The sequence below is a fragment of the Flavobacterium gilvum genome (assembly GCF_001761465.1).
GTDB lineage: Bacteria > Bacteroidota > Bacteroidia > Flavobacteriales > Flavobacteriaceae > Flavobacterium > Flavobacterium gilvum.
Genome location: NZ_CP017479.1, coordinates 1,623,817 through 1,646,139 on the forward strand (window position 1 = coordinate 1,623,817; position 22,323 = coordinate 1,646,139).

Genomic DNA, 22,323 nt, shown 5'->3' on the forward strand with positions numbered 1-22,323 from the left:
AATCATGAAGTTACGAATTTTTTATTAACTCAGCCTGTTTTATTTGCGATAGAAATTAGGGACAATTATTTGGATTATAGGTATAAAAAAACAGTTTAAAGTCTAAAGTAATTAAACTTTATGCTTTAAACTGTTTTATGTAATTTAAATTATATTAAGCTGTTACTTCGGAAAAAGATACAGCTTCTTTGATTCTGCGCAAAGCTTCTTTTAGTAATTCTTCGCTTGTTGCGTAAGAGAAACGGATACAATTTGGGTTTCCAAAAGCATCTCCCGTTACAGTTGCTACACAAGCTTCGGCCAAAAGATACATGGAGAAATCATTAGCATCTTTGATTAATGTTCCTTTTAATGTTTTTCCGAAGAAAGAAGAAACATCTGGGAATACGTAAAAAGCTCCTTCAGGACTGTTTATTTTGATTCCAGGGATTTCTTTTAATAATCCTACAACTAAATCTCTACGGCTGTGGAAAGCCTGAACCATGTGGTTCAATACGCTTGGGTCTGCATCTACAGCTGTGATTGTAGCGCGTTGTGCGATAGAATTTGCTCCAGATGTTACCTGGCCTTGAATTTTAGTACACGCTTTAGCAATAAATTCTGGTGCTCCAATGTAACCGATTCTGTATCCTGTCATTGCAAAAGCTTTGGCAACTCCGTTTACAGTAATAGTTTTTTCCAACATTCCTGGAATAGAACCAATACTGCAGAAAGTTCCAGAGAAATTGATGTGCTCATAGATTTCATCTGCAACTACATAAATGTTTGGATATTTTTCTAATACTTTAGCAAGAGCAGTTAATTCTTCTCTGTTGTAAACAGATCCCGAAGGGTTACATGGAGAAGAGAACCACATCATTTTTGTTTTTGGTGTGATAGCTGCTTCCAATTGTTCTGGTGTGATTTTGAAATCTGTTTCTACAGAAGTTGGAACTTCTACAGGAACTCCTCCAGATAATTTTACGATTTCGAAATAGGAAACCCAATATGGTGCTGGTAAGATTACCTCGTCACCATCATTAAGCATTACTTGTGCAATATTGTATAAAGATTGTTTTGCTCCTGTTGAAACTACAATTTGAGATGGTTTGTAATCCAATCCGTTGTCTCTTTTGAATTTTCTGCAAATAGCTTCTTTTAAGTCGCCATAACCATCAACTGGAGAATAGGTGCTATAATTGTCATCAATAGCTTTTTTTGCAGCTTCTTTAATGAAATCAGGAGTGTTGAAATCTGGTTCTCCCAAACTTAAACTGATGATGTCTTTTCCTTGTGCTTTTAATTCTCTTGCCAATGCCGCCATCGCCAATGTTTGTGAGGTGGCCAAATTGTTAATTCTGTCTGAAAGTGGATTGCTCATTAAAATGTAATTTTTGGTTTATTCTTTTTTTAGATAATTAATTATTTATAAGGCGGGTTTTAATCCCAATGTTTTTAAATGTTTGAAATGGGCAATAACAGCAGCTGTCATTGTCTTGTATTCATAATAGGGTAACTGACATTCTTTTGCCGTTTCTTTTACGATTTTTGCAATTTTGCCATAATGAACATGGCTGATATGCGGAAAAATATGATGTTCGATTTGGTGATTTAAGCCTCCGGTGTACCAGTTTATAATTTTGTTTTTTGGTGCAAAATTGACTGTGGTAAACAATTGGTGAATGGCCCAAGTGTTTTCCATTTCTCCCTCTTCATTTGGCTGTGGATTGGCTGCTTCGTCAACTACGTGTGCCAATTGGAATACAATACTCAGGATTAATCCAGCAGTGTAATGCATTACAAAAAAACCAATTAAAACTTTCCACCAAACAATCCCTATTACCATTGGTAAAACAATCCAAATAGAGATGTAAATTATTTTGGTGATAATTAATGTTGTCCACAGTATTTTTGGATTTTTAGGTTTTCCGTAGGATAATTTTCTTTTCAGGTAACTGTGCATTTGTTTAAAATCGGTGGTGATGGCCCAATTAAAAGTCAATAATCCGTACAAAAACACGGCATAATATTGTTGGAATTTGTGGAATTTATGCCATTTGGCTTCTTTGGAAAAACGCATGATTCTTCCGGCTTCCAAATCTTCATCATGACCTATGATGTTTGTATAGGTGTGGTGCAAAACATTGTGTTGTACTTGCCAGTTGTGCACGTTTCCGGCCAATAGGTATATGGTTCCTCCCATAAAATTATTTACCCAGTTTTTGGTCGAATACGATCCGTGATTGGCATCGTGCATTACGTTCATCCCAATTCCGGCCATCCCAATTCCCATAACAATGGTCAATAGAAGATGCACCCAAAAAGGCATGTTTAAGGTAAGTATCAAAAAATAAGGAACAAGGAAAACAGTAAAAAGTATTACAGTCTTCAAATGAATTTTCCAGTTCCCAGTTTTTTCAATATTGTTTTCTTTGAAATAGCTGTTAACTCGAGAATTAAGAGTCCTGAAAAACTTTAAATTGTCTTGTTTGGCAAATGTTGGAGCGCTATTGTTCATATAGTTTTTTGAATATTTGCAAAGGTAACCAATATAAATCTTCAAGATGCATTATTCGGTAAATATTTCTAAGCTAAAAGCAGTACTTTTGTTAAAAATTTTTAAGATGGATGAGATTCTAAAGTATTTTCCTAACCTGTCTGATAATCAGATAGAACAGTTTAAAAAGTTGGATTTTTTATACCACGATTGGAATGAAAAAATCAATGTTATTTCGCGCAAAGATATCGACTCGTTGTACACAAAGCATATATTGCATTCACTGGCTATTGCCAAAGTAAATAAGTTTGAACCCGGAACTTATATTTTAGATGTAGGAACAGGTGGTGGATTTCCAGGTATTCCATTGGCTATTCTTTTTCCTGAAACGCGTTTTTATTTAATTGATGTTATTGCCAAAAAAATAAAAGTGGTGAAAGCGGTTGCTGAAGCATTAGAATTGAAAAATGTCAAAGCTGAGCAAATTCGTGCCGAAAATGTAAAAGGAGATTTCGATTTCATCGTAAGTCGTGCGGTGACAAATATGCCTGATTTTGTTTCTTGGATTAAAACCAAAATCAAAAAACAAAACAAACACGAACTGAAAAATGGTATTCTGTATTTGAAAGGCGGTGATTTGACCGAAGAATTAAAAGATTTCCCGAAAGCCACAGAATATAATATTTCCGATTTCTTCGAAGATGAGTTTTTTGAGACCAAGAAAGTGGTTCATTTACCTTTGAAATTTGTTGTGTAAAAGTATCAAGTTTAAGGTTTCAAGCTTGTTGAGACTTGGAAAAATCAAAAGCCGAATCTTAAATTTAAGATTCGGCTTTTTGTTATTGTTAAAGATTTTCAAACTTGAAACCTTAAACTTTTTAAATTATTCGCCAAGAAACGGATATCTGTAATCTGTTGGAGTTACAAATGTTTCTTTGATTGTTCTTGGTGAAACCCAACGCAATAAGTTCAATGCAGAACCCGCTTTGTCATTGGTTCCCGAAGCTCTTGCTCCACCAAATGGCTGCATTCCTACAATGGCTCCAGTTGGTTTATCATTGATGTAGAAGTTTCCTGCAGCATTTTGTAATGCAACTGTTGCTTCCTCAATGGCGTAACGGTCTTGGCTGAAAACTGCTCCAGTCAAAGCATATTCAGATGTAGTGTCAACCAATTTTAGTGTTTCGGACCATTTAGCGTCTTCATAAACATAAATCGTGATTACTGGTCCGAATAATTCAGTTTCCATCGTAGTGTATTTTGGGTTTGTAGTTACGATTACGGTTGGTTCAATAAAATAACCAACAGATTTGTCGTAATTTCCTCCAACGATAATTTCGGCATCAGCATCTTTTTTGGCTTGGTCAATATAACTGGCCAATTTGTCAAAAGAACCTTCGTGAATAACGGCAGTAATGAAGTTTCCAAAATCTTCTGGAGAACCCATTTTCATAGATTTTACATCAGCAATTAATTGTTCTTTAACGGCAGGCCATAAACTTTGTGGTACATAGGCTCTTGATGCGGCAGAACATTTTTGTCCTTGAAATTCAAATGCACCACGTGTGATTCCTGTAGTAACTTGTTTTGGATTGGCACTTGGATGAGCGATAATGAAATCTTTACCGCCAGTTTCCCCAACAATTCTTGGGTATGTTTTGTAATGGTTGATGTTTGTTCCAATTTTTGCCCAAATATCTTTGAATACGTGAGTTGAACCAGTAAAGTGAATTCCGGCAAAATCGCGACTTGCCAAAACTGTATCTGTAATCATTAAAGCATCTCCGAAAACAACATTGATAACTCCATCTGGAACACCAGCTTCTTTGAATACATCAATGATAATTTTTGCAGAAAAAACCTGACTGTCACTTGGTTTCCATACTACTACATTCCCCATCATGGCGGCACTGGCAGGCAAGTTGGCAGCAATTGCAGTAAAGTTGAATGGAGTTATCGCATATACAAAACCTTCAAGCGGTCTGTATTCTAGACGGTTCCACATATCAGATGCTGATTTTGGCTGGTCGGCATAAATTTGTGTCATGAACTCTACGTTGAAACGTAAAAAATCAATCAATTCACAGGCGGCGTCAATTTCGGCCTGATGGATATTTTTGGATTGACCAATCATCGTTGCAGCATTGATTTTTGCTCTGTAAGGACCTGCAATTAATTCGGCTGCTTTTAAGAAAATCGCTGCTCTTTGTTCCCAAGCCATATTTGCCCATGCGGTTCTGGATTCCAATGCATTTGCAATAGCCTTTTCAATATGTGATTTTTCTGCCAAATGATAGGTTCCTACAACGTGTTGATGATCGTGTGGGGCTGTAATATTTTTGGTGTTTCCTGTTTTAATCTCTTCGCTTCCAATATACAGCGGAACATCAATTTTAGAATTCCACATTTCTTTATACGCTGCTAGAACAGCTGTTTTTTCCGGGGAATTGGGGGCGTAACTTTTTACAGGTTCGTTTACCGCTTTGGGTACGTTGAAAAATCCTTTTAGCATAACTTTATAATTTGAATAGTAAGCAATTATATAATTTGCTGCAAAAGTACAACGGAAAGATTTAAATTATACTAAAAATGTTATAATAAAAGTCAAATTAGTTTAATGCGAAAGGTGCGCACAGTCTAAAAGTGGGTACAATAACCCTGAAAGATTTAGTAGAAGTAAAGTTAATCATATTGAAATAACCTTTCATGGCGCCATAAGGCGATGATAGCAAGCATCCAGAACTGTAAGTGTGTTGTTCTCCTGGTTTTAAAACCGGTTTTTTACCAATAACGCCTTCACCATCAACGTATTCCAAATCGTTTAAGGAGTCGAAAATTTCCCAATGACGAGAAGTGAGTTGTACAGAATCTTTGCTGTGGTTTTCGATGGTGATTTCATAACTAAAGGCAAAATGTATCTTGTAGTTTTTGAAGTATGTTCCTTCAAAACTAGTCAATACCGTAATTTTTATGCCTCTTGTGATTTGAGAAACCATGTTAATGAGCGGATTAAGTGCTGTATTGCGACAAATCTACAAAAAAAATGAATAATTTATTTAAAAAAAAATTAAAGTTTTCTAATTTGTTATATTTAACGAATTTGCTGTTCCCTTGCCAATTACTTTTTCGTAACGGTCAGCACTTCCTTTGTAGTAAACCAAAACAGTATATTCGTTTTCTGTTTGATAAAAATTTCCGTCAATGGCGTGTTCCTGATCGATAATTCCTTTGGAGTTTACCGTCAGGTATTGGTAGTTTGTAAATCCTTGTTTGATTAAAACGGCTTTCTCATAAAGACCTTTTTTAGTGTTGAAATCCATTTTGAATTCTGGGGTTGTGCTATAATTGTTGAACATTCCCACGATGTAAATGGAAGAACTCGGATCTGCCAAAGGTGACGAAAGACTGAAGTAAACCCAAGAATAATCAGATTCGGTGATGTTGTTTTCTGCGTCAAATTTTCTAATTGTAAAGTTTCCGTTAATGTCCGAATAGTTAGAGTATGGGAAACTGGATTTGTCATTGTTGGTGAATAAATGTGTATTGTAAATTCCATTATCCGAATTGACAAAACTCACGTAGTTATTGGCATTTTTGATGTCTTTGGAATCAAAATTCAAAAATTCATTTCCTGCCCAAAACTGGGTTTCCTTATCGTATTTATAAACATAATTATTGCTGACGGTATATTGCGGAGGAACATTTTTGATGGCGGTACAGAATTTTCCGTTTTGAAGCAATAATACTTTTAGGTTTTGCATCGGATTTTGAAATAATATTCGATCTTCTCCTTTGATTTCAATTTCTAAATTGTGTTTGGCATAAATATCTTTGACGGTTCGGGCTCTTCTGATTTTCAAAGAAACTGGCACTAGGTCTTCGTATAAAACAAAATATCTTTTTGTGACTACTTCTTTGTCAGAATTTAAAATGGTAAGTACATAATTACCGCTAAGGAGTAATCTATTCGTGTAATTATTTGGAAGCGATAATTTGTAATGCGTAAAAATCTGTAATGTATTGAAAGAGTTTATAGTTTCCTGAATTTTTTGACCATCAAAACCAGAAAGATATTCGCTTTTTGGAATGTCTGTTGGAACCCAATTGTAATCGCAGTGTGTGATTTCATAATAATAGTCGGCTTCGTTACCAAACAAATCATCAAATTCAAAATTAAATTGATCTCCTAACCGGAAAATCGGAACTACGTTTTGATTGTTTTGGGTAAAAGCTGCTGTTTTGATGTTATAAGGAGGTGCAACTTCAATTTGTGTTTGTGCTGTAACTGTAAAATAAAAAAACGAAAGTAATACTGCGTAGGCTGTTTTCATTTGTGATGAATGTTCATGAACTGTAAATATACAAATTAACGGAAATTAATTTGAGCTTACCGATGAGTTTAAAAACAATCAAAGTTAAATTTAACCATATAAGGAATGTAAGGACATATAAGCTAGGATTTAAATAACAACTTAAATGAACTTATATGCCTTATATGGTAAACCTTCTTTTATTCTAAAATAAAACTCAAATTGCTTTCAATCTCGGCGCCAATGAAGTTTTCGTCCAAAAGAGAATCAGATAATAATTTTTTACTTTCCTGCAAGCGGATGATTTTTTCTTCGACGGTATTTTTGGTGATAAATCGAATCACGTTGACTTTGTTCATTTGGCCAATTCGGTGCGCGCGGCCAATTCCCTGTTTTTCTGAAAAAGGATTCCACCACGGATCCAGGAAAACTACATAAGAGGCTTTGGTAATGTTGAGCCCAACACCGCCAGCTTTCAAGGAGATGAAAAACAATAGTGGTTTTTCCTGTTGCTGAAAACGATTCACTTGATATTCTCTTTCGTTTAAAGAGGTTTCTCCCGTGAGCTCACAAAAATCGATTTTGTTTTCTTTGCACCACTTTTTATAAAAATCCAAATTGGATGTAAACGAACTGAATACAATTGTTTTCTGGTTTGATTGTACCAAAGTTTCCAAATATTGGGTTGCGGCAATATATTTTCCAGAATCCATTTCGGATTTTGAATCAATCATTTTTGGGTGATTGCTCAATTGGCGCAAACGTATCAAAGTGTTGATGATGCTGATTTTGTCAACTTTATCTCCTTCAGCTTTTAATAGAGAATTGCGTGCTTTGGATTTTTCTTCTTCGTATAGTTTTTCCTGTTCGGGTTCCATTTCGCAATAAAAGATTTGCTCGGAGAGTTCCGGTAAATCTTTTAAAACTTGTTCTTTGGTTCGTCGTAAAATAAAAGGTGCGATGAGATTTTTTAATTCTAATAAACTGTTTTCGTCCTGTTTTTTCTCGATTGGGAATTTGTAATTTTCGACAAAAAAAGAATAGCTTCCCAAGATATTTGGATTGATAAATTGCATTTGCGACCATAAATCATCGAGGGAGTTTTCTATCGGGGTGCCGCTCAATGATATTTTATGGCTGGCTTTTATCTGATTGATTGCCTTGAAAATTTTGGAGTTTTTGTTTTTGATGTATTGACTTTCGTCCAAAATCAAATATCTAAAATTGTATTTTTCCAAAATCGAAATATCTCTGGAAACTACAGCGTAACTAGTGAAAATCAAATCGTATTTTTCTAGTTTTTTCGAAAGCATTTTTCGGTCGTTGCCAATGTATTGCACTCTCCGAAAATGCGGAGTGAATTTTCGGGCTTCGTTGTACCAGTTAAAAACCAAAGACGAAGGCAGGACAATCAATGCTTTTAGGTATTCTTTTGGTACAGGAATTTCGTTTCCGAATAAATCAAGCTGAACGTTTTCGGCCTTTTCAAAATCCAATTGTTCCTGCACTGCAACCAATGTGGATAAAGTTTGCAATGTTTTTCCCAATCCCATATCATCGGCAAGACAAGCGCCCAATCCATTGTTGTAATGTTCCAAGAGCCATTTAATTCCGTCTATTTGATATGGTCTCAAAGTAGCTTTTACCAAAGGTGAAGGTTGGTATTCGATTGTTTCTTGTGAATTAATTGAGCTTTTTAGTTGGGGAATATCTTCCAAAACGGCAAAATTGCTTTTTGGCAAAGTAAGATTTCCATTTTGGATTTTTGCCAATTTTGCCATCGGGCCATAAAGCGTCATCCATTCGACGGGGATTAAAAAATAGTTACCGTTTGGTAAAAGGAAAAGACGATTTCGGTTTTTTATGTTCGGAATGATTTCGCTGAAACTAAATTCAAATGCTTCACAAACCACGGTCATTTTAATGTCAAACCAATCGCTTTTGACATCATTAGAAAATTGAATTCTGACTTTTTTAGTGTCAATTTTCTTGCTGTCGATTTTTAAATCTGCAACCGAAAAAACACATGATTCAAGAATTTCCTGATTTTCTATTACCCATTGAATGGTTGCGTAAGGATCTTGTTTTTCTGTTTTTGGCGAAAGCCCAAACAAACCATTTTCGGTTTTCGATAAACCTAATTCTACTAATTTATCTGCAAATGAAGATTCACTTTCCAAACGTTTGTGTTGAATGAGTCTGATATTGTTTAAATCGCTTAAATCAATATTCGAATGTGTTTTTTTGGTTGAAGTCGCTTCAAATGAATATCCGTTATAATGGAACGTTAAGTTGAGATGATAACTGTTTTTGAAAAAATCCAATACAGGTTGAATTCCGCAGGAAACGATTTTGTTCCTTGTTTCAATTTCAAAACCTGTTGCTGTGATGGCTGCTTTTCGGGCAATATCTTTGATGAATTTTTCAAAATAGTCCGGCACCAATTTCGACGGAATCTCAACAGATTTTTTCGTCAAAAAAGGAGTGATTTTTTTGGAATTGATGTGTTGCAAATGAAAAAGCTTTCGGTCAACGATAATCCAGCCCGGCTCGTCTAAAAGTATTTCAATCGCAACATCTGATGGGTAAAAAACTGTTTGCTTGTCTTTTAAAGCGAGTGTGTAAGTAATTCCGCTTTCGTGTTTGTCAAAATGGAGTTGCGTTTCTAAGTAATCATTATTGGTTGCAATCTTACTTTTTCTAAAGTCTTTCTCGATTCCCAAATTCATCGACAACGGAAAGTTCTCTTGTTTTACTCCAACATAAAATTGGTCAAGATTCGTTTTCTTGAACTGTCGAATACCAAATTCGAGTTTTGAATCTTTGAGTAAATCATCAATGGTTTTGGCAGATTTGCTGTTCTTGCTGAATTTCTTAAAAACCTTTTCGGGTTTTAAATCTTCGCAAATAGTCAGTAGTTTTTTGGTACTACCATCCAGATTGTCAAAAACAACACCGAAACTTTCTAAAACTTCGGGGCTTGCTTTTTTGTTTAAATAGGTTATTTCCTCCGTCTGTTCGATGATGTATGCCGTTGGGATATAACAATTGAGTCTTTTTTCAAAACTAATGTCAAAACAGAACAGAAAGGAGGGGGCAATTTTCAAATTTAATTGTTTATATAGATTGGCTTTTTTTTAGCCACAAATTACACAAATTAGCACTAATTAATTTATGTAATTTGTGGTTAAAATTTATTTAAAGCAAACCGGAATGATTTCTCCTTTTGCCAAACAATATTTTTCGACCAATTCGGGTGCTATTTTATTGGTGTAATCTTCCTCGACAACGGTAAAACCGATGCTTCTTAATTTGTCAAAATAATCACGCCCATAAATGCGCACGTGGTCGTATTGGCCAAATATTTTGGCGCGTTCTTTTTGGTCGGTAATTGTGTCGTCTGCAAATGTTGTAGCTCTGTTCAAATCTTGTGGGATTTGAAGAATAGCCATTCCGCCTGGTTTCAAGACGCGATACAATTCCTGCATGGCTTTTGTGTCATCTGGAATATGCTCCAATACGTGATTACATAGAATTACGTCATATTGATTATCCTCAAAAGGCAAATTGCAAATGTCTGCTTTTACATCCGCCAAAGGCGAAAATAAATCGGTTGTGGTATAATCGAGGTTCTTTTGCTTGCGGAACAATTTGTAAAAAGCCTGTTCCGGAGCAAAATGCAATACTTTTTTAGGAGCTGTAAAAAAATCGGTTTGTCCATTTAAGTATAACCAAAGCAAACGGTGTCTTTCTAGTGAAAGCGTACTTGGTGAAAGTACGTTGTTGCGCTGTGTTTCGTACCCATAAGGCAGGAATGATTTGAAACTTTTTCCGTCAATCGGGTCTGTATAGGTGTCTCCTTTTAGTGAAAAAGCGATAATTGGTTGCGCTAGATAACTCATCCTGATTAATAAAGGACGAGGAATTGTGTTGAGTATAAGTTTAAAGAGTTTTTTCATAGGGTTATTACGCAGAGATTCATAAAAGGCATTTTTTCTTATCTGTCCTTAAATGCCTTATATGGTTTGATAAATTATTTAACCATATAAGGCAATTAAGTTCATTTAAGTTTTGCCTGTTTGTTAAACAACCAAAGGTACTTTTCTAAACTCATCTTCTTCATTACTCACAATTCCTAAAGCTTTGTAGATGTAATAGAAAGTCGATAAAATCTCGGGTTTTCCGTCTATGATGGCAACATCGTGTTCGAAGTGGGCGCTAGGTTTACCATCAGCGGTGGTGATTGTCCAACCGTCTTTGTGTTGTTTGATGTTTTTGGTACCCATATTAATCATCGGTTCGATTGCGACAACCATTCCTTCGATTAAAAGCTTTCCGCGACCTCTTTTTCCATAGTTTGGCATCTCTGGATCTTCGTGCATTTTTTGTCCTACACCGTGACCAACCAGCTCTCGAACCACGCCATAACCATGTGCTTCGGTGTATTTTTGAATGGCGTTCCCAACGTCTTCTACTCGGTTTCCAGCACGTAATTCACGGATTCCGACATATAGAGATTCTTTGGTGACCTGAAGTAATTTTTTGGTTTCTGGAGCAACCTCGCCAATTTCAAAAGAATAAGCATGATCTCCGTGAAATCCGTTTTTGAAAGCACCACAATCAACCGAAATGACATCACCGCTTTCAAGAGGTTTGTTGTTTGGGATTCCGTGTACCACTTGGGAATTTGGACTCATGCACAATGAATTCGGGAAACCATAAAGTCCTAGGAAACTTGGTACAGCTCCATGATCCCTTATAAATTCTTCGGCTCTTTTGTCTAGATATAATGTTGTAACTCCTTCTTTTATTTCAGAAGCAATCATTCCTAATGTTTTTGATACGATTAACGCACTTTCACGCATTAACTCTATTTCCTCACGGGTTTTTTGAATAATCATATTTTCAAATTTTCAGTTTGCAAAAGTACAATTTTAAAATTATTTCTTTATGCGTTGGGTTTGTTTTAATTTTTTCTTAACCGCAAAGAACGCTGGGGAGGCGCAATGTCCGAAAAGCTTAGCGAACTTTGCGTAATTCTTTGTGAACTTTGCGGTTAATTCTAGACTTTAGTCGTAAATTAGCAATAATCAATCTGTTAGATTATGAGTGCAACTTTAAATGAGCAAAAAAGCCAAAAGGAAAAGGATTTGGATAAAATGAAAAGGAATGCATTTGTTCTTTTGGGGTTTGCGGTGGTTCTTTTTGTGGTTGCCAATGTTTATAATATGAATTGGCTCAAAGCTTTCAGTGAAGCGGCGATGGTTGGTGGAATTGCTGATTGGTTTGCGGTTGTGGCGCTGTTCCGACATCCGTTGGGAATTCCGATACCGCACACGGCTTTGATTCCGAATAATAAAGATAAAATTGGGGAGAATCTCGGGAATTTTGTTTCGGATGAGTTTTTGACAAGAGAAAAACTGGAAGTTAAAATTGAACAATTTAATGTGGCAATGAAAGCTTCGGACTGGCTACTAGATGAAAAAAACGCAAATCTTGTAGCTAATTTAATCGTAGAGAATGTGATTCCGGGTGTTTTGAAAACCATTGATGACGATGAAGTAAAACATTTTGTGCAAGCGCAATTTAGTGACAAACTTGGGAAATTGAATTTTGCCGAATGGATTGCTCTTGGTTTGGAATCGCTTGCAAAAAGCGAAAAGCAGGAACAATTGGTTACCAATGTTCTGAAAACATTGATTGTCGAACTACACAATCATAAGCATCTGATTGAAGAAAAAGTAAAGAGTTCTACTCCGTTTTTTTCTTTTGGCTTGGCCGATAAAAAAATAACTGAAGGTGTTTTTAATGGTTTGTATGATTTTTTGGAACAAGCCAGTTATAAAGATAGTGCTATTCGCAAAAAAATAAATGAGTATTTAATGCAGTTTATTGAGGAATTGAAAGCTTCAACAGAAATGCAACAGAAAGTAAACGAATTGGTTTTGGCTTTTGCCAATAAAAAAGAAGTACAGGATTATATCAACGGGATTTGGCTCGAAATCAAAACGGCGATTGCTGCTGATTTGGCTCAAAAAGAAGAATCATCAATTAAAAAAAGTATTGCCAGTATGATTCAGAGTTTTGGCAAAGGAATCCAAGCTGATTCGTTGATGGTGGAGAAGATTAATTATTTTATCAAAAATGATATGTTGTCAGTGCTTATTAATAATAAAAAAATGATTGGTGATTTGATATCTTCTACCGTTAAAAGTTGGGATACTGATGAGGTTTCGAAGAAACTCGAACTAGAAATAGGAAGTGATCTTCAGTACATACGCATTAACGGGACGCTGGTAGGAGGTTTGGTAGGGCTTTTGATTTATGGGGTAGAATGTGTTTTGCAGAATTTTGTGTTGTAAATTTTGGAATAAAAAAAACCTCAAATTTTCATTTGAGGTTTTTGGAGCGGAAGACGAGGCTCGAACTCGCGACAACCAGCTTGGAAGGCTGGAGCTCTACCAACTGAGCTACTTCCGCATTAATCATTAAAATTTACCCTTTACAATCAAAAAGATTGACTTTAGAGCGGAAGACGAGGCTCGAACTCGCGACAACCAGCTTGGAAGGCTGGAGCTCTACCAACTGAGCTACTTCCGCATTTATCTCACAAAACTCTTGTTTTAAAAGGAGTTCGACGAACTCGTTTGTGAGGTGCAAAGATAAATAATAAAAAAAGTTATTTGCAAATTTTTTTTTGAAAAATAATTCGGCATTTCTCTTTTTGTTTTGCAATCATTTTAAAACTAAAATGTTATGCTTTTATTTTGTATTTTAATTGTGTGATAAACAAAAAAAAATATGGGTTAAGGAGACTAATTTGTAAGATATGCCGTTATCCGGAAGAAAATTAATACAACCTGTCGATTTAATTTTGTTCAATTTTAGAATCGTTGCAGGTGGTTTTTATGCAAAAATTATGTTACGCCAGTGTTGGTGATGCTTTTATTAAATATGAGGCGAACATTTCTTAATTTAAAAAAAATGAAAATAAATAAATTTTGGGTTTTTATTGTTTTTGCACTTTTATTAAGTTGCAAAAAAGAGTTAGTCATAAATCCAGATTCTTTTGCATTAACTGAAAATATGTTCAAAAATGACAGGGAAGGGGAGAGCCTGGAAATTGATACGCTATTGATTGCAGCTTTTAAAAGTAAATCACTCATGGAATTTTATAAATCCAGAGGGTTTAAGACGGTATGGCATTCTGAAAAAAACAGAAAAATAATTCTTGTAACTATTAAGAAATGCGAAGACGAAGGATTGAATCCGTTGGATTATAACATTTCAAAATTAGAAAGTATTGAAAAAAACTTCACTGATCTAAATGACAATGAACAGGTCAATTACGATTTATTGCTTTCGTATAATTTTGAAAAATATTTGAAGCATCTTCATCAGGGAAAATTGAATCCCAAAAACGTATATTTCAATTGGGATTTGCATATGGATGAATTTGATACTCCAGCGGTTTTGAATACTGCTTTGGAAAAAGATTCTCTTGCCGGAGAAATAGTAAAATGCCAGCCTCAGGCATTAACATATAAAAAATTAATTGCAGCACTAGAAATCATCAATAAATTTCCAGAAGATACTACAGATATTATTGATACTGCTTATGTGATGCGACACAATCATACTGATAAAGCAATAATCACAGTCAAAAAGAAACTGATTTACTGGAATGATCTGGACAGTGTGAGACTTTCCTCTTTTTATGATGATAAGACATTTGAGGCGGTAAAAAAATTTCAAACCAGACATGGTTTATATTCAGATGGTGTTATTGGTAAAGGAACCATAAAGGCACTTAATTTTACCAAAGAAGAAAGAAAGCACCAAATCATTGCCAATCTGGAGCGTTGGCGCTGGTATTCTAGACCATTTGCACCAAAGTACGTGCTGATTAATATTCCTGATTACAGCCTGAATGTTGTCGAAGACCAAAATGTAACGATGAGCAAGCGAATTGTTGTAGGAAAAAATAAAAGAAGAACACCGGTATTGACGTCTGTTTTGCAGACAGTAGTTTTCAACCCAACATGGACAGTTCCTCCAACTATTTTGAAAGAGGATATTATTCCCGAATTAATCAAAGATCGAAATTATCTAAGAAAAAAAGGGATTGGAATATATGATTCAGACAGCAACGAAGTGGATCCTTATAAATGGAATGAAAAAAAGCCGAGAGGATATCGATATGTTCAAAAACCCGGATATAATAATGCGTTGGGCGTTGTCAAAATCAATTTTCCAAACCGATACAGTGTTTATATGCATGACACCGATCATCGCGATTTGTTTGATCGCAATTTTCGGTCATTGAGCTCGGGTTGCATACGTGTTGAGAAACCTTTGGAATTGGTTGAACTTTTACTGGCCGATCAGAAGAAATATACTAAGGAAAAAATGGACTCCATTATTGAGACCAAGAAAACGCTTTTTGTTCGTTTAATCAAGCGTTATGCTTTGTATCAATGGTATTGGACCGCTTGGAGTGAAGACGGTGAATTGGTTTTCAGAGACGACATCTATAATCTTGATGCCGATTTGTATTCTCAATTACGAAATTAGTCTTGGCAATTAGGATTCATTTAATGAAGGATGATAGATAAATAAACAGGATTGATCTTTTATCATTGATATGATTTCTGTTGCCAATTCTACCGGAACCGCTGGGCATCCTTGACTTCTGCCCAAACGGTTGTGCCTCTTTATGAACGACTCCGAAACATAATCGGCACCATGAATCACGATGGCTCTTTCGCGAGCAGAATCGTTTATACCTTTTTCTAAACCATCTAATTTTAACGAATTGCCGTGTTTTCCATAATATTCTTCTCCAGTAGCGTAGAAGCCCAAACTGCTTTTGAAGGACTCAGGGATGTTCGAAAAATTATTGGCAAATTCATCTCCGGTGTTTTTTCCGTGTGCAACCAAAGTCTGGATAAGTATCTCATTGGTCGTTAAATCAATAATCCAAAGGCGTTTTGAATTGGATGACAAACTAAAATCAATTAAAGTTAAAATGTCTTTTTTGATTAATCCATTTGCTTTAAAAGCATAAAAACCTTTCAAAGCTTCGCAAAAGCATTCTTTATTGGGCAGCTGAAATTGATTGGTTTGTAATGAGTTGTAAGTCGACTGAATTTTACTGTCAATATCAGAAATTGTTTTTGAAACAGCCAATTTTTTGGATTTTATTGTAGTAGAAACTTCTGTTTTGCCTGTAAAAGACAAAGAAGCTAATAAAAACGGTATTGCGATAAAAAACTTATAAAACATTGAAATCCATTTAGTTGCTAAAATATTGAGGGGAGGCAAATATACAAACAAATATTGCTTAGCAAAATAATAAGCGCATTTTAACGATTATTTTGGGTTTTTTATCGACTTTTTTTTACAAAATGAGTATAGGTGTCAGTATTTTTTTTAATTTTTGCTTTATCTTAGCCCCAAATAGAAAGTTTTTTATGACCAAAATTATAAACAGTATTGCTTTTTTTATAATTATAGGCACAAGTCTATTGTATGGCCAGAAAAAGATTCTTAATGCAAAATCGATAACTTCTAGAATATCGATAGATGGGAAAATTTTGGAAGGCGAATGGGATTCAGCAGAAACTGCTGCTGATTTTGTTATGTATCAACCTGATAATGGTAAACCAATCAGTGTAAATAAAAAATCAGAGGTTAAAGTAATTTATGATAATGATGCTGTTTACATTGCAGCCAAATTATTTGATGAAAATCCCAGTCAAATAAAAAAGGAAATCACCAATAGAGATGTTTTTGGGGTGAGTGATTATTTTGCAGTTTTTATTAATGGTTTTAATGATGGACAACAAGATTTCAGATTTTATGTAACTGCAGCGGGAGTTCAGCTGGATTGTATTGCTACTGAAGACACTAAGGATTTTTCCTGGGACGCCATTTGGGACAGTAAAGCTGTAATAACCAATGATGGCTGGATAGTCGAAATGAAAATTCCCTACGCTGCAATACGATTCTCAAATTCTGACAAACAAGTATGGGGGATTAATTTTCTTAGAAATATACAAAGAGATGTGCAGGTGTATTCATGGAATCGGATTGATACCAAAATTGGTGCCGAACTGACACAAAATGGGCTGTTGGAAGGAATTGAAAATATCAAGACACCAACCCGATTGTTCTTTATTCCGTATGCTTCATTTTATTATCAAAAAGACCAATTCCAGTCGGATAAAACGTTCAAAGGAGGTGTGGATATCAAATATGGGATTAATGACGCTTTTACGCTGGATGCGATTTTAGTGCCCGATTTTGGTCAGACAAAATTTGATAATGCCATTTTAAATCTCGAACCATTCGAACAAAAATTAGATGAAAATAGACCTTTTTTTACCGAAGGAACCGAGTTGTTTTCAAAAGGAAATTTGTTTTACTCCAGAAGGATAGGAGGTTATCCGAGTTCTGATCCTGCATTGAAGGAAAACGAAAAAATTACAGATTTCCCAAGTACTGTCGATTTACTTAATGCAATCAAAATTTCGGGGCGTACCAAAAAAGGTTTGGGAATAGGTTTTCTAAATGCCGTTACCGAAAAAACATACGCCACCATAAAAGATACTGTAACAAATGCTGAGAGGAAAGAAGTTATTGAACCACTTGCCAATTATAATATATTTGTTTTGGACCAAAGGTTTAATCAAAATTCGTCGGTGACTTTTATCAATACAAACACAATCAGGAACGGGAGTTTTAGAGATGCAAATGTTTCAGGACTTTTATTTGATTTGAATACTAAGGAAAATGCTTATAGCCTGAACGGGGATTTTAAATACAGTAAAGTAAATACGGTTGATGATTATGACGGTTTTAAAACCGCTCTGAATTTTGAAAAAACAAGCGGAAAAATCCGTTATGAACTTTCGGGAAAATATATTTCGGAAAACTATGATGTCAATGATTTGGGATTGATTTATTATACTAATTATTACAACCCTTACGCCAATGTGAGCTACAGAATCTTGAATCCAACTTCTGTTTTTAATACGTTTAAAATTCTGCAAGAAGCTAATTTGGAAATTCAAAACACAACAGGGAAAATTCAAGAGGATTATCTGAAGACTACTATAGGAGCTTCTACTTTTAAAAATAATTACTATGAATTCTCGTTAGTTCTCACTCCAAAAGGAACTTTCGATTTTTATGAGCCCAGAGAAGTTGGTCGCTATGTATATGTTCCAAAAAGAATTTCTTCTCTTTTTACTTTTGAATTAAACAAGAATCATGCATTCACGGTAGGCCTGCAATCTTTTTTTGTAAAATATGATGAGGAAAATAGATTGAATTATGGTGTTTTTATTAACCCAAAATACCGATTTAGCAATCAATTTTCATTAGAATACGCCTTAGATTATTCTGTGAAAAAAAACGACAGAGGCCGTGTTGATTCTGATGATTTAGGGATTGTATTTGCCGAAAGAAATAGAGAAATACTGCAGAATACGCTTGTCGGAAAATTTGCTATCTCAAATAGAATGTCTTTAAATCTCGATGTGAGATACTACTGGTCGTATGCCGATAACCATGAGTTTTTTACGTTGCAGGACGATGGTTATCTGACTCCAAATCCTGGTTACAACTTAAACAAAAACAGGAATTTTAATTCCTGGAATTTGGATTTGTCCTATTCGTGGTGGTTTGCCCCAGGAAGCGAAATGATTTTGTTGTACCGAAATTATGCTTTGGAAGAAACCAATCAAATCGAGAAAAGCCTTTCGAACAATTTTTCAGATGTGTTCAATAGTAATTTGACCAATATTATATCGCTTAGCATTCGTTATTATATCGACTATAATGTGGTTAAAAATAAATTTTGATTTAGTTGGGATGTAAATAAATATCATTTCCCAAAGAAAAATCTTTTTATAAGACAAAATTCTCCTTAAAAATCAAGGTTTTTATACTCGATTTTTGAGGAATTTTTTTGCGTTTTTTTTACAAAAAATCGCTTTTTGCAACACAATTTTAAGTATTTGTTGTACTTCTCTTTTTTATGTACAATAGTAGTTTTGACGAACTTATATTTTTTTGGAATGCGTTATCTTTGCAAAAAATTTCATACCATGAACAAAAAAGTAATTTTAATGATTTTAGACGGTTGGGGAAAATCACCTGACCCGAAAGTTTCTGCAATTGATAATGCAAATGTTCCGTTTATAAATAGTCTTTATACAAAATATCCTAGCGCACAACTTCGAACAGACGGGTTGAATGTTGGACTTCCTGATGGACAAATGGGAAACAGCGAAGTAGGACACATGAACCTAGGAGCTGGAAGAATTGTTTATCAAGATTTAGCCAAAATTAATCTTGCCGTAGAACACAAAACGTTGGCAAAAGAGCCAGTGCTTATCGAAGCTTTTGAATATGCAAAAAAAACCAATAAAAAAGTACACTTTTTAGGTCTTCTTTCAGATGGTGGGGTTCACTCGCATACGTCTCACTTACGCGGATTAATTGATGCTACTCAAGAATATGGCCTTCAAAACGTATTCGTACATGCTTTTACCGATGGTCGTGATGTAGATCCAAAATCTGGAAAAAAATACATTCTGGATTTAGAAAACTATATTTATTCAACTACCGTAAAATTGGCATCGATAACTGGTCGTTATTATGCTATGGACAGAGATAAACGTTGGGAAAGAGTGAAATTGGCCTACGATGCAGTGGTTCATGGAGAAGGAATTCACTCTACAAATGCTGAAGCCAGTATCAAAGAAAGTTACAAAAACGACGTAACCGATGAGTTCATCAAACCAATTATAATGGTGGATGACAAAAATCAACCTCTTGCCAAAATTGAAGAAGACGATGTGGTTATTTTCTTCAACTTTAGAACTGATAGAGGTCGTGAATTGACCGAAGCGCTTTCGCAAAAGGATTTCCACGAGCAAAACATGCACAAATTAAAATTGTACTATGTGACGCTTACCAATTATGATGAAACTTACGAAAATGTAAAAGTGGTGTACAACAAAGACAACATCACTGAAACATTGGGTGAAGTTTTGGCAAAAGCCAATAAAAAACAAATTCGTATCGCCGAAACAGAAAAATATCCTCACGTAACCTTTTTCTTCTCAGGTGGGCAGGAAACTCCATTTGAAGGCGAAACCAGAATTTTGAGAAACTCTCCAAAAGTAGCTACTTACGATTTACAGCCAGAAATGAGCGCTTATGAATTGAAAGATGCTTTGGTGCCAGAATTAAACAAAGGTGAAGTTGATTTTGTTTGTTTAAATTTTGCCAACGGAGACATGGTTGGGCATACAGGAGTTATGAGTGCGGCGATAAAAGCCTGTGAGGCTGTTGATGCTTGCGTAAAAGAAGTTGTCGAAGCCGCTCTTGCAAATGATTACACAACAATCATTATTGCAGATCACGGTAACTGCGAAACTATGATTAATCCTGATGGTTCTCCAAACACGGCTCACACAACGAATCCTGTGCCAATTATTTTGGTGGACAAAGAGTTGAAAAACATTAACAATGGTGTTCTGGGAGATATCGCTCCAACAATTCTTGCTTTGATGGGAATTGAGCAACCAGCAGCTATGACAAGTCATTCGTTGTTGTAAAATAAATGTAATGTGCGTAGAGACGTTGCAGTGCAACGTCTCTACTATCATAATAAACTTAGAATCTAATTCAAAAAACTCAAATCGCTTCCGGTTTCGAGTTCTTCCGGCAATTGATTTTGTCTAAAAAGGCGCGCCTGAAGATTTCCTTTGAGTGTAATTTTTTCTCCTTTTACATCCAGCCAGCTTCCTTCTCGTAATCCTAAAACTGGCAACGAATTAAAGGCGTGAAATTCTTTAATTCTCGTTTCTCTAGTTTCTCCCATGTGTTTGGATTGTAAATCCGGATCGAGATAATGCGGATTCAAATTAAACGGTATCAACCCTAAAGTTTGAAAGCTCGGAGGGTAAATAATAGGCATATCGTTGGTCGTTTGCATGGTCAATCCGCAAATGTTGCTTCCTGCGCTGGTTCCAAGATATGGAGTTCCATTTTTTACAACATTGGCAAGAATGGTCATCAAGTCTTTTTTGTACAATTGAGTAACGAGCAAAAAGGTGTTGCCTCCGCCGGTAAAAATACCTTCGGCTTTTTGTACGGCTTCTTTTGGATTTTCAAATTCGTGAACCCCTTTTACGCTTATGTTTATTTTGGCGAAAGCCGTAGCAACTTTGGAGGTGTATTCGTCGTGAGAAATGCCGCTTGGTCTTGCAAAAGGAATAAATAAAATGGTTTTACAATCCTTAAAATGCAATTGCAATTCGGGCAATAAATATTCCAGATATTCACCTTCGTGCAAAGTCGAAGTACTGGCTATAATGCAGTTTTTCATTTTTGTTTTGTGTAAAATTCGGCGTAAAGGTATAAAATGAAAATTTTTTAACGGGTCGAACAAAGGTTTTAATTAACAAAGTTTTACCAACTAATTAGTAATTAATTTGGATGGTATTGGGATACTTTTACATTTTATAAATGGTACAGTATGCTAATCTAACAAAAAAAGGATTGTGTTTTTTTACCATTAAGAGATTAAGAAAATTAAGTTTTAGTCTTAATGAATCTTAATCTCTTAATGGTTATAAGAGAAAAAAACTTTTGTTTTTTAAGAATCAAACTAAATTTTGGATTGGTATTATTAACGGATTGTCATTTTAATTAATTAAAAAATTGAGTGTGAGGAAGAATTTTACTTTATTATTTCTTTTCTTTTTTTTAACACAGTTGGTTGTTGCACAATCAGGAACCGAAAAATGGATAAAAGGTCAGGTGAGTTCGAATGGAATTCCCGTTGAAGGAATCAATATTATGAACACTTCAACCAAAGCATCAGCCGTGTCTGATTCCTACGGTTCTTTTTCGATTCTTGCGAAAGAGGGTGATATCTTGAATTTTTCAGCGGTAGATTATGAGGATTTAAGAAAATATGTGAAAGTTCAAGAATTCAGGATGGGGACTGTTATTGTTGATTTAACACCAAAAAGTATTCAGTTGGATGAGGTAGTCATTAAAGATTACCATGGAATCAGTGCCGAGAGTCTTGGGATTCCAACATCTAAAGTAAAATTAACGCCAGCTGAAAGACGGCTTTATACGGCGGGCGATTTTAAACTAAAAGATTTATTTAAAATTTTGGTTGGCGGAATGCCTTTCGATCCCGTTTTGAATGCCATAAACGGTAGAACCAAAATGCTCAAAAAAGAATTGAGTGTCGAGAAAAAAGAATTCTTGATGGCTAAACTAGAAGGCTTATTTGAAGACAAATATTATATCGAAACACTGAAAATACCCGAGGATTTCATCAAGGGATTCCAATATTATTGTATAGAAGATCAGGATTTCGTTAGGTCGTTGAACGAAAAGAATAAAACGATGAGTATGTTTTTAATTGTTGGTATGGCAGACAGTTTTAATAAAAACAGGGAAAGTAATCTCAATTAGTCTTAATTCTAAAATCTTATAAATTTT

16 protein-coding genes and 2 tRNA genes are annotated in these 22,323 nt (G+C 35.1%); 6 read left to right on the forward strand and 12 right to left on the reverse strand.

The genetic code is table 11. The features are described from left to right. Positions 1–154: 154 nt before the first annotated feature. Both EM308_RS06790 and EM308_RS06795 read right to left on the reverse strand, forming a co-directional pair. On the reverse strand, positions 155–1,360 hold the full coding sequence (locus EM308_RS06790; protein ID WP_035635398.1) for a pyridoxal phosphate-dependent aminotransferase: 1,206 nt from the start codon (positions 1,358–1,360) through the stop codon (positions 155–157). Positions 1,361–1,405: 45 nt separating this feature from the next. Continuing rightward, positions 1,406–2,497: a fatty acid desaturase family protein gene (locus EM308_RS06795; protein WP_035635400.1), complete on the reverse strand. Its 1,092-nt coding sequence runs from the start codon at positions 2,495–2,497 to the stop codon at positions 1,406–1,408. A gap of 106 nt (positions 2,498–2,603) precedes the next feature. Between EM308_RS06795 and rsmG the strand changes: the two genes are divergently transcribed. Continuing rightward, on the forward strand, positions 2,604–3,233 hold the full coding sequence (rsmG, locus tag EM308_RS06800) for a 16S rRNA (guanine(527)-N(7))-methyltransferase RsmG (RefSeq protein ID WP_035635454.1): 630 nt from the start codon (positions 2,604–2,606) through the stop codon (positions 3,231–3,233). Between the two features lie 126 nt (positions 3,234–3,359). On the opposite strand, the gene pruA is transcribed toward rsmG, so the two are convergent. From pruA to map, 6 genes are all read right to left on the reverse strand, one after another. Continuing rightward, positions 3,360–4,988: an L-glutamate gamma-semialdehyde dehydrogenase gene (gene pruA / locus EM308_RS06805; RefSeq protein ID WP_035635402.1), complete on the reverse strand. Its 1,629-nt coding sequence runs from the start codon at positions 4,986–4,988 to the stop codon at positions 3,360–3,362. A gap of 97 nt (positions 4,989–5,085) precedes the next feature. Then, positions 5,086–5,472, reverse strand: coding sequence for a Co2+/Mg2+ efflux protein ApaG (gene apaG, locus EM308_RS06810; protein WP_035635404.1), 387 nt, complete (start codon positions 5,470–5,472; stop codon positions 5,086–5,088). An 81-nt stretch (positions 5,473–5,553) separates the two neighbouring features. Continuing rightward, a complete protein-coding gene (locus EM308_RS06815) occupies positions 5,554–6,807 on the reverse strand; it encodes a type IX secretion system plug protein (protein WP_035635406.1) in 1,254 nt (417 codons plus the stop codon). Between the two features lie 179 nt (positions 6,808–6,986). Continuing rightward, a complete protein-coding gene (locus tag EM308_RS06820) occupies positions 6,987–9,893 on the reverse strand; it encodes a DEAD/DEAH box helicase (protein WP_035635409.1) in 2,907 nt (968 codons plus the stop codon). An 87-nt stretch (positions 9,894–9,980) separates the two neighbouring features. Beyond that, positions 9,981–10,745 carry a class I SAM-dependent methyltransferase gene (locus EM308_RS06825; RefSeq protein ID WP_035635410.1) on the reverse strand — a complete coding sequence of 255 codons (765 nt, stop codon included), beginning with the start codon at positions 10,743–10,745 and terminating at the stop codon, positions 9,981–9,983. A 123-nt stretch (positions 10,746–10,868) separates the two neighbouring features. Next, on the reverse strand, positions 10,869–11,687 hold the full coding sequence (map, locus tag EM308_RS06830) for a type I methionyl aminopeptidase (RefSeq protein WP_035635414.1): 819 nt from the start codon (positions 11,685–11,687) through the stop codon (positions 10,869–10,871). Positions 11,688–11,891: 204 nt separating this feature from the next. Here map and EM308_RS06835 point away from each other — a divergent pair, with 204 nt between their 5' ends. Then, the gene (locus EM308_RS06835) at positions 11,892–13,148 is read left to right on the forward strand and encodes a DUF445 domain-containing protein (RefSeq protein WP_035635416.1); all 1,257 of its coding nucleotides are present in this window, start codon (positions 11,892–11,894) and stop codon (positions 13,146–13,148) included. Between the two features lie 42 nt (positions 13,149–13,190). On the opposite strand, the gene EM308_RS06840 is transcribed toward EM308_RS06835, so the two are convergent. Continuing rightward, positions 13,191–13,266: transfer RNA gene (locus EM308_RS06840), tRNA-Gly, on the reverse strand. A gap of 47 nt (positions 13,267–13,313) precedes the next feature. After that, positions 13,314–13,386, reverse strand: a tRNA-Gly gene (locus EM308_RS06845). A 384-nt stretch (positions 13,387–13,770) separates the two neighbouring features. Here EM308_RS06845 and EM308_RS06850 point away from each other — a divergent pair. After that, a complete protein-coding gene (locus EM308_RS06850; RefSeq protein ID WP_231559991.1) occupies positions 13,771–15,360 on the forward strand; it encodes a L,D-transpeptidase family protein in 1,590 nt (529 codons plus the stop codon). A 9-nt stretch (positions 15,361–15,369) separates the two neighbouring features. Here EM308_RS06850 and EM308_RS06855 read toward each other — a convergent pair whose 3' ends face one another. After that, a complete protein-coding gene (locus EM308_RS06855) occupies positions 15,370–16,071 on the reverse strand; it encodes a murein L,D-transpeptidase catalytic domain family protein (RefSeq protein WP_035635418.1) in 702 nt (233 codons plus the stop codon). A 188-nt stretch (positions 16,072–16,259) separates the two neighbouring features. Here EM308_RS06855 and EM308_RS06860 point away from each other — a divergent pair, with 188 nt between their 5' ends. Both EM308_RS06860 and gpmI read left to right on the forward strand, forming a co-directional pair. Continuing rightward, positions 16,260–18,653, forward strand: a complete 2,394-nt coding sequence (locus EM308_RS06860) for a DUF5916 domain-containing protein (protein ID WP_035635421.1) — start codon at positions 16,260–16,262, stop codon at positions 18,651–18,653. A gap of 246 nt (positions 18,654–18,899) precedes the next feature. Further along, entirely contained in the window at positions 18,900–20,417 is a 1,518-nt protein-coding gene (gpmI, locus tag EM308_RS06865) for a 2,3-bisphosphoglycerate-independent phosphoglycerate mutase (protein ID WP_035635423.1), read from the forward strand. Between the two features lie 65 nt (positions 20,418–20,482). Here the strand turns inward: gpmI and pepE are convergent, their stop codons facing one another. After that, positions 20,483–21,190, reverse strand: a complete 708-nt coding sequence (gene pepE / locus EM308_RS06870; protein WP_051877684.1) for a dipeptidase PepE — start codon at positions 21,188–21,190, stop codon at positions 20,483–20,485. 341 nt (positions 21,191–21,531) lie between these two features. Between pepE and EM308_RS06875 the strand changes: the two genes are divergently transcribed. Further along, a complete protein-coding gene (locus tag EM308_RS06875) occupies positions 21,532–22,296 on the forward strand; it encodes a carboxypeptidase-like regulatory domain-containing protein (protein ID WP_156101317.1) in 765 nt (254 codons plus the stop codon). Positions 22,297–22,323: the final 27 nt, after the last annotated feature.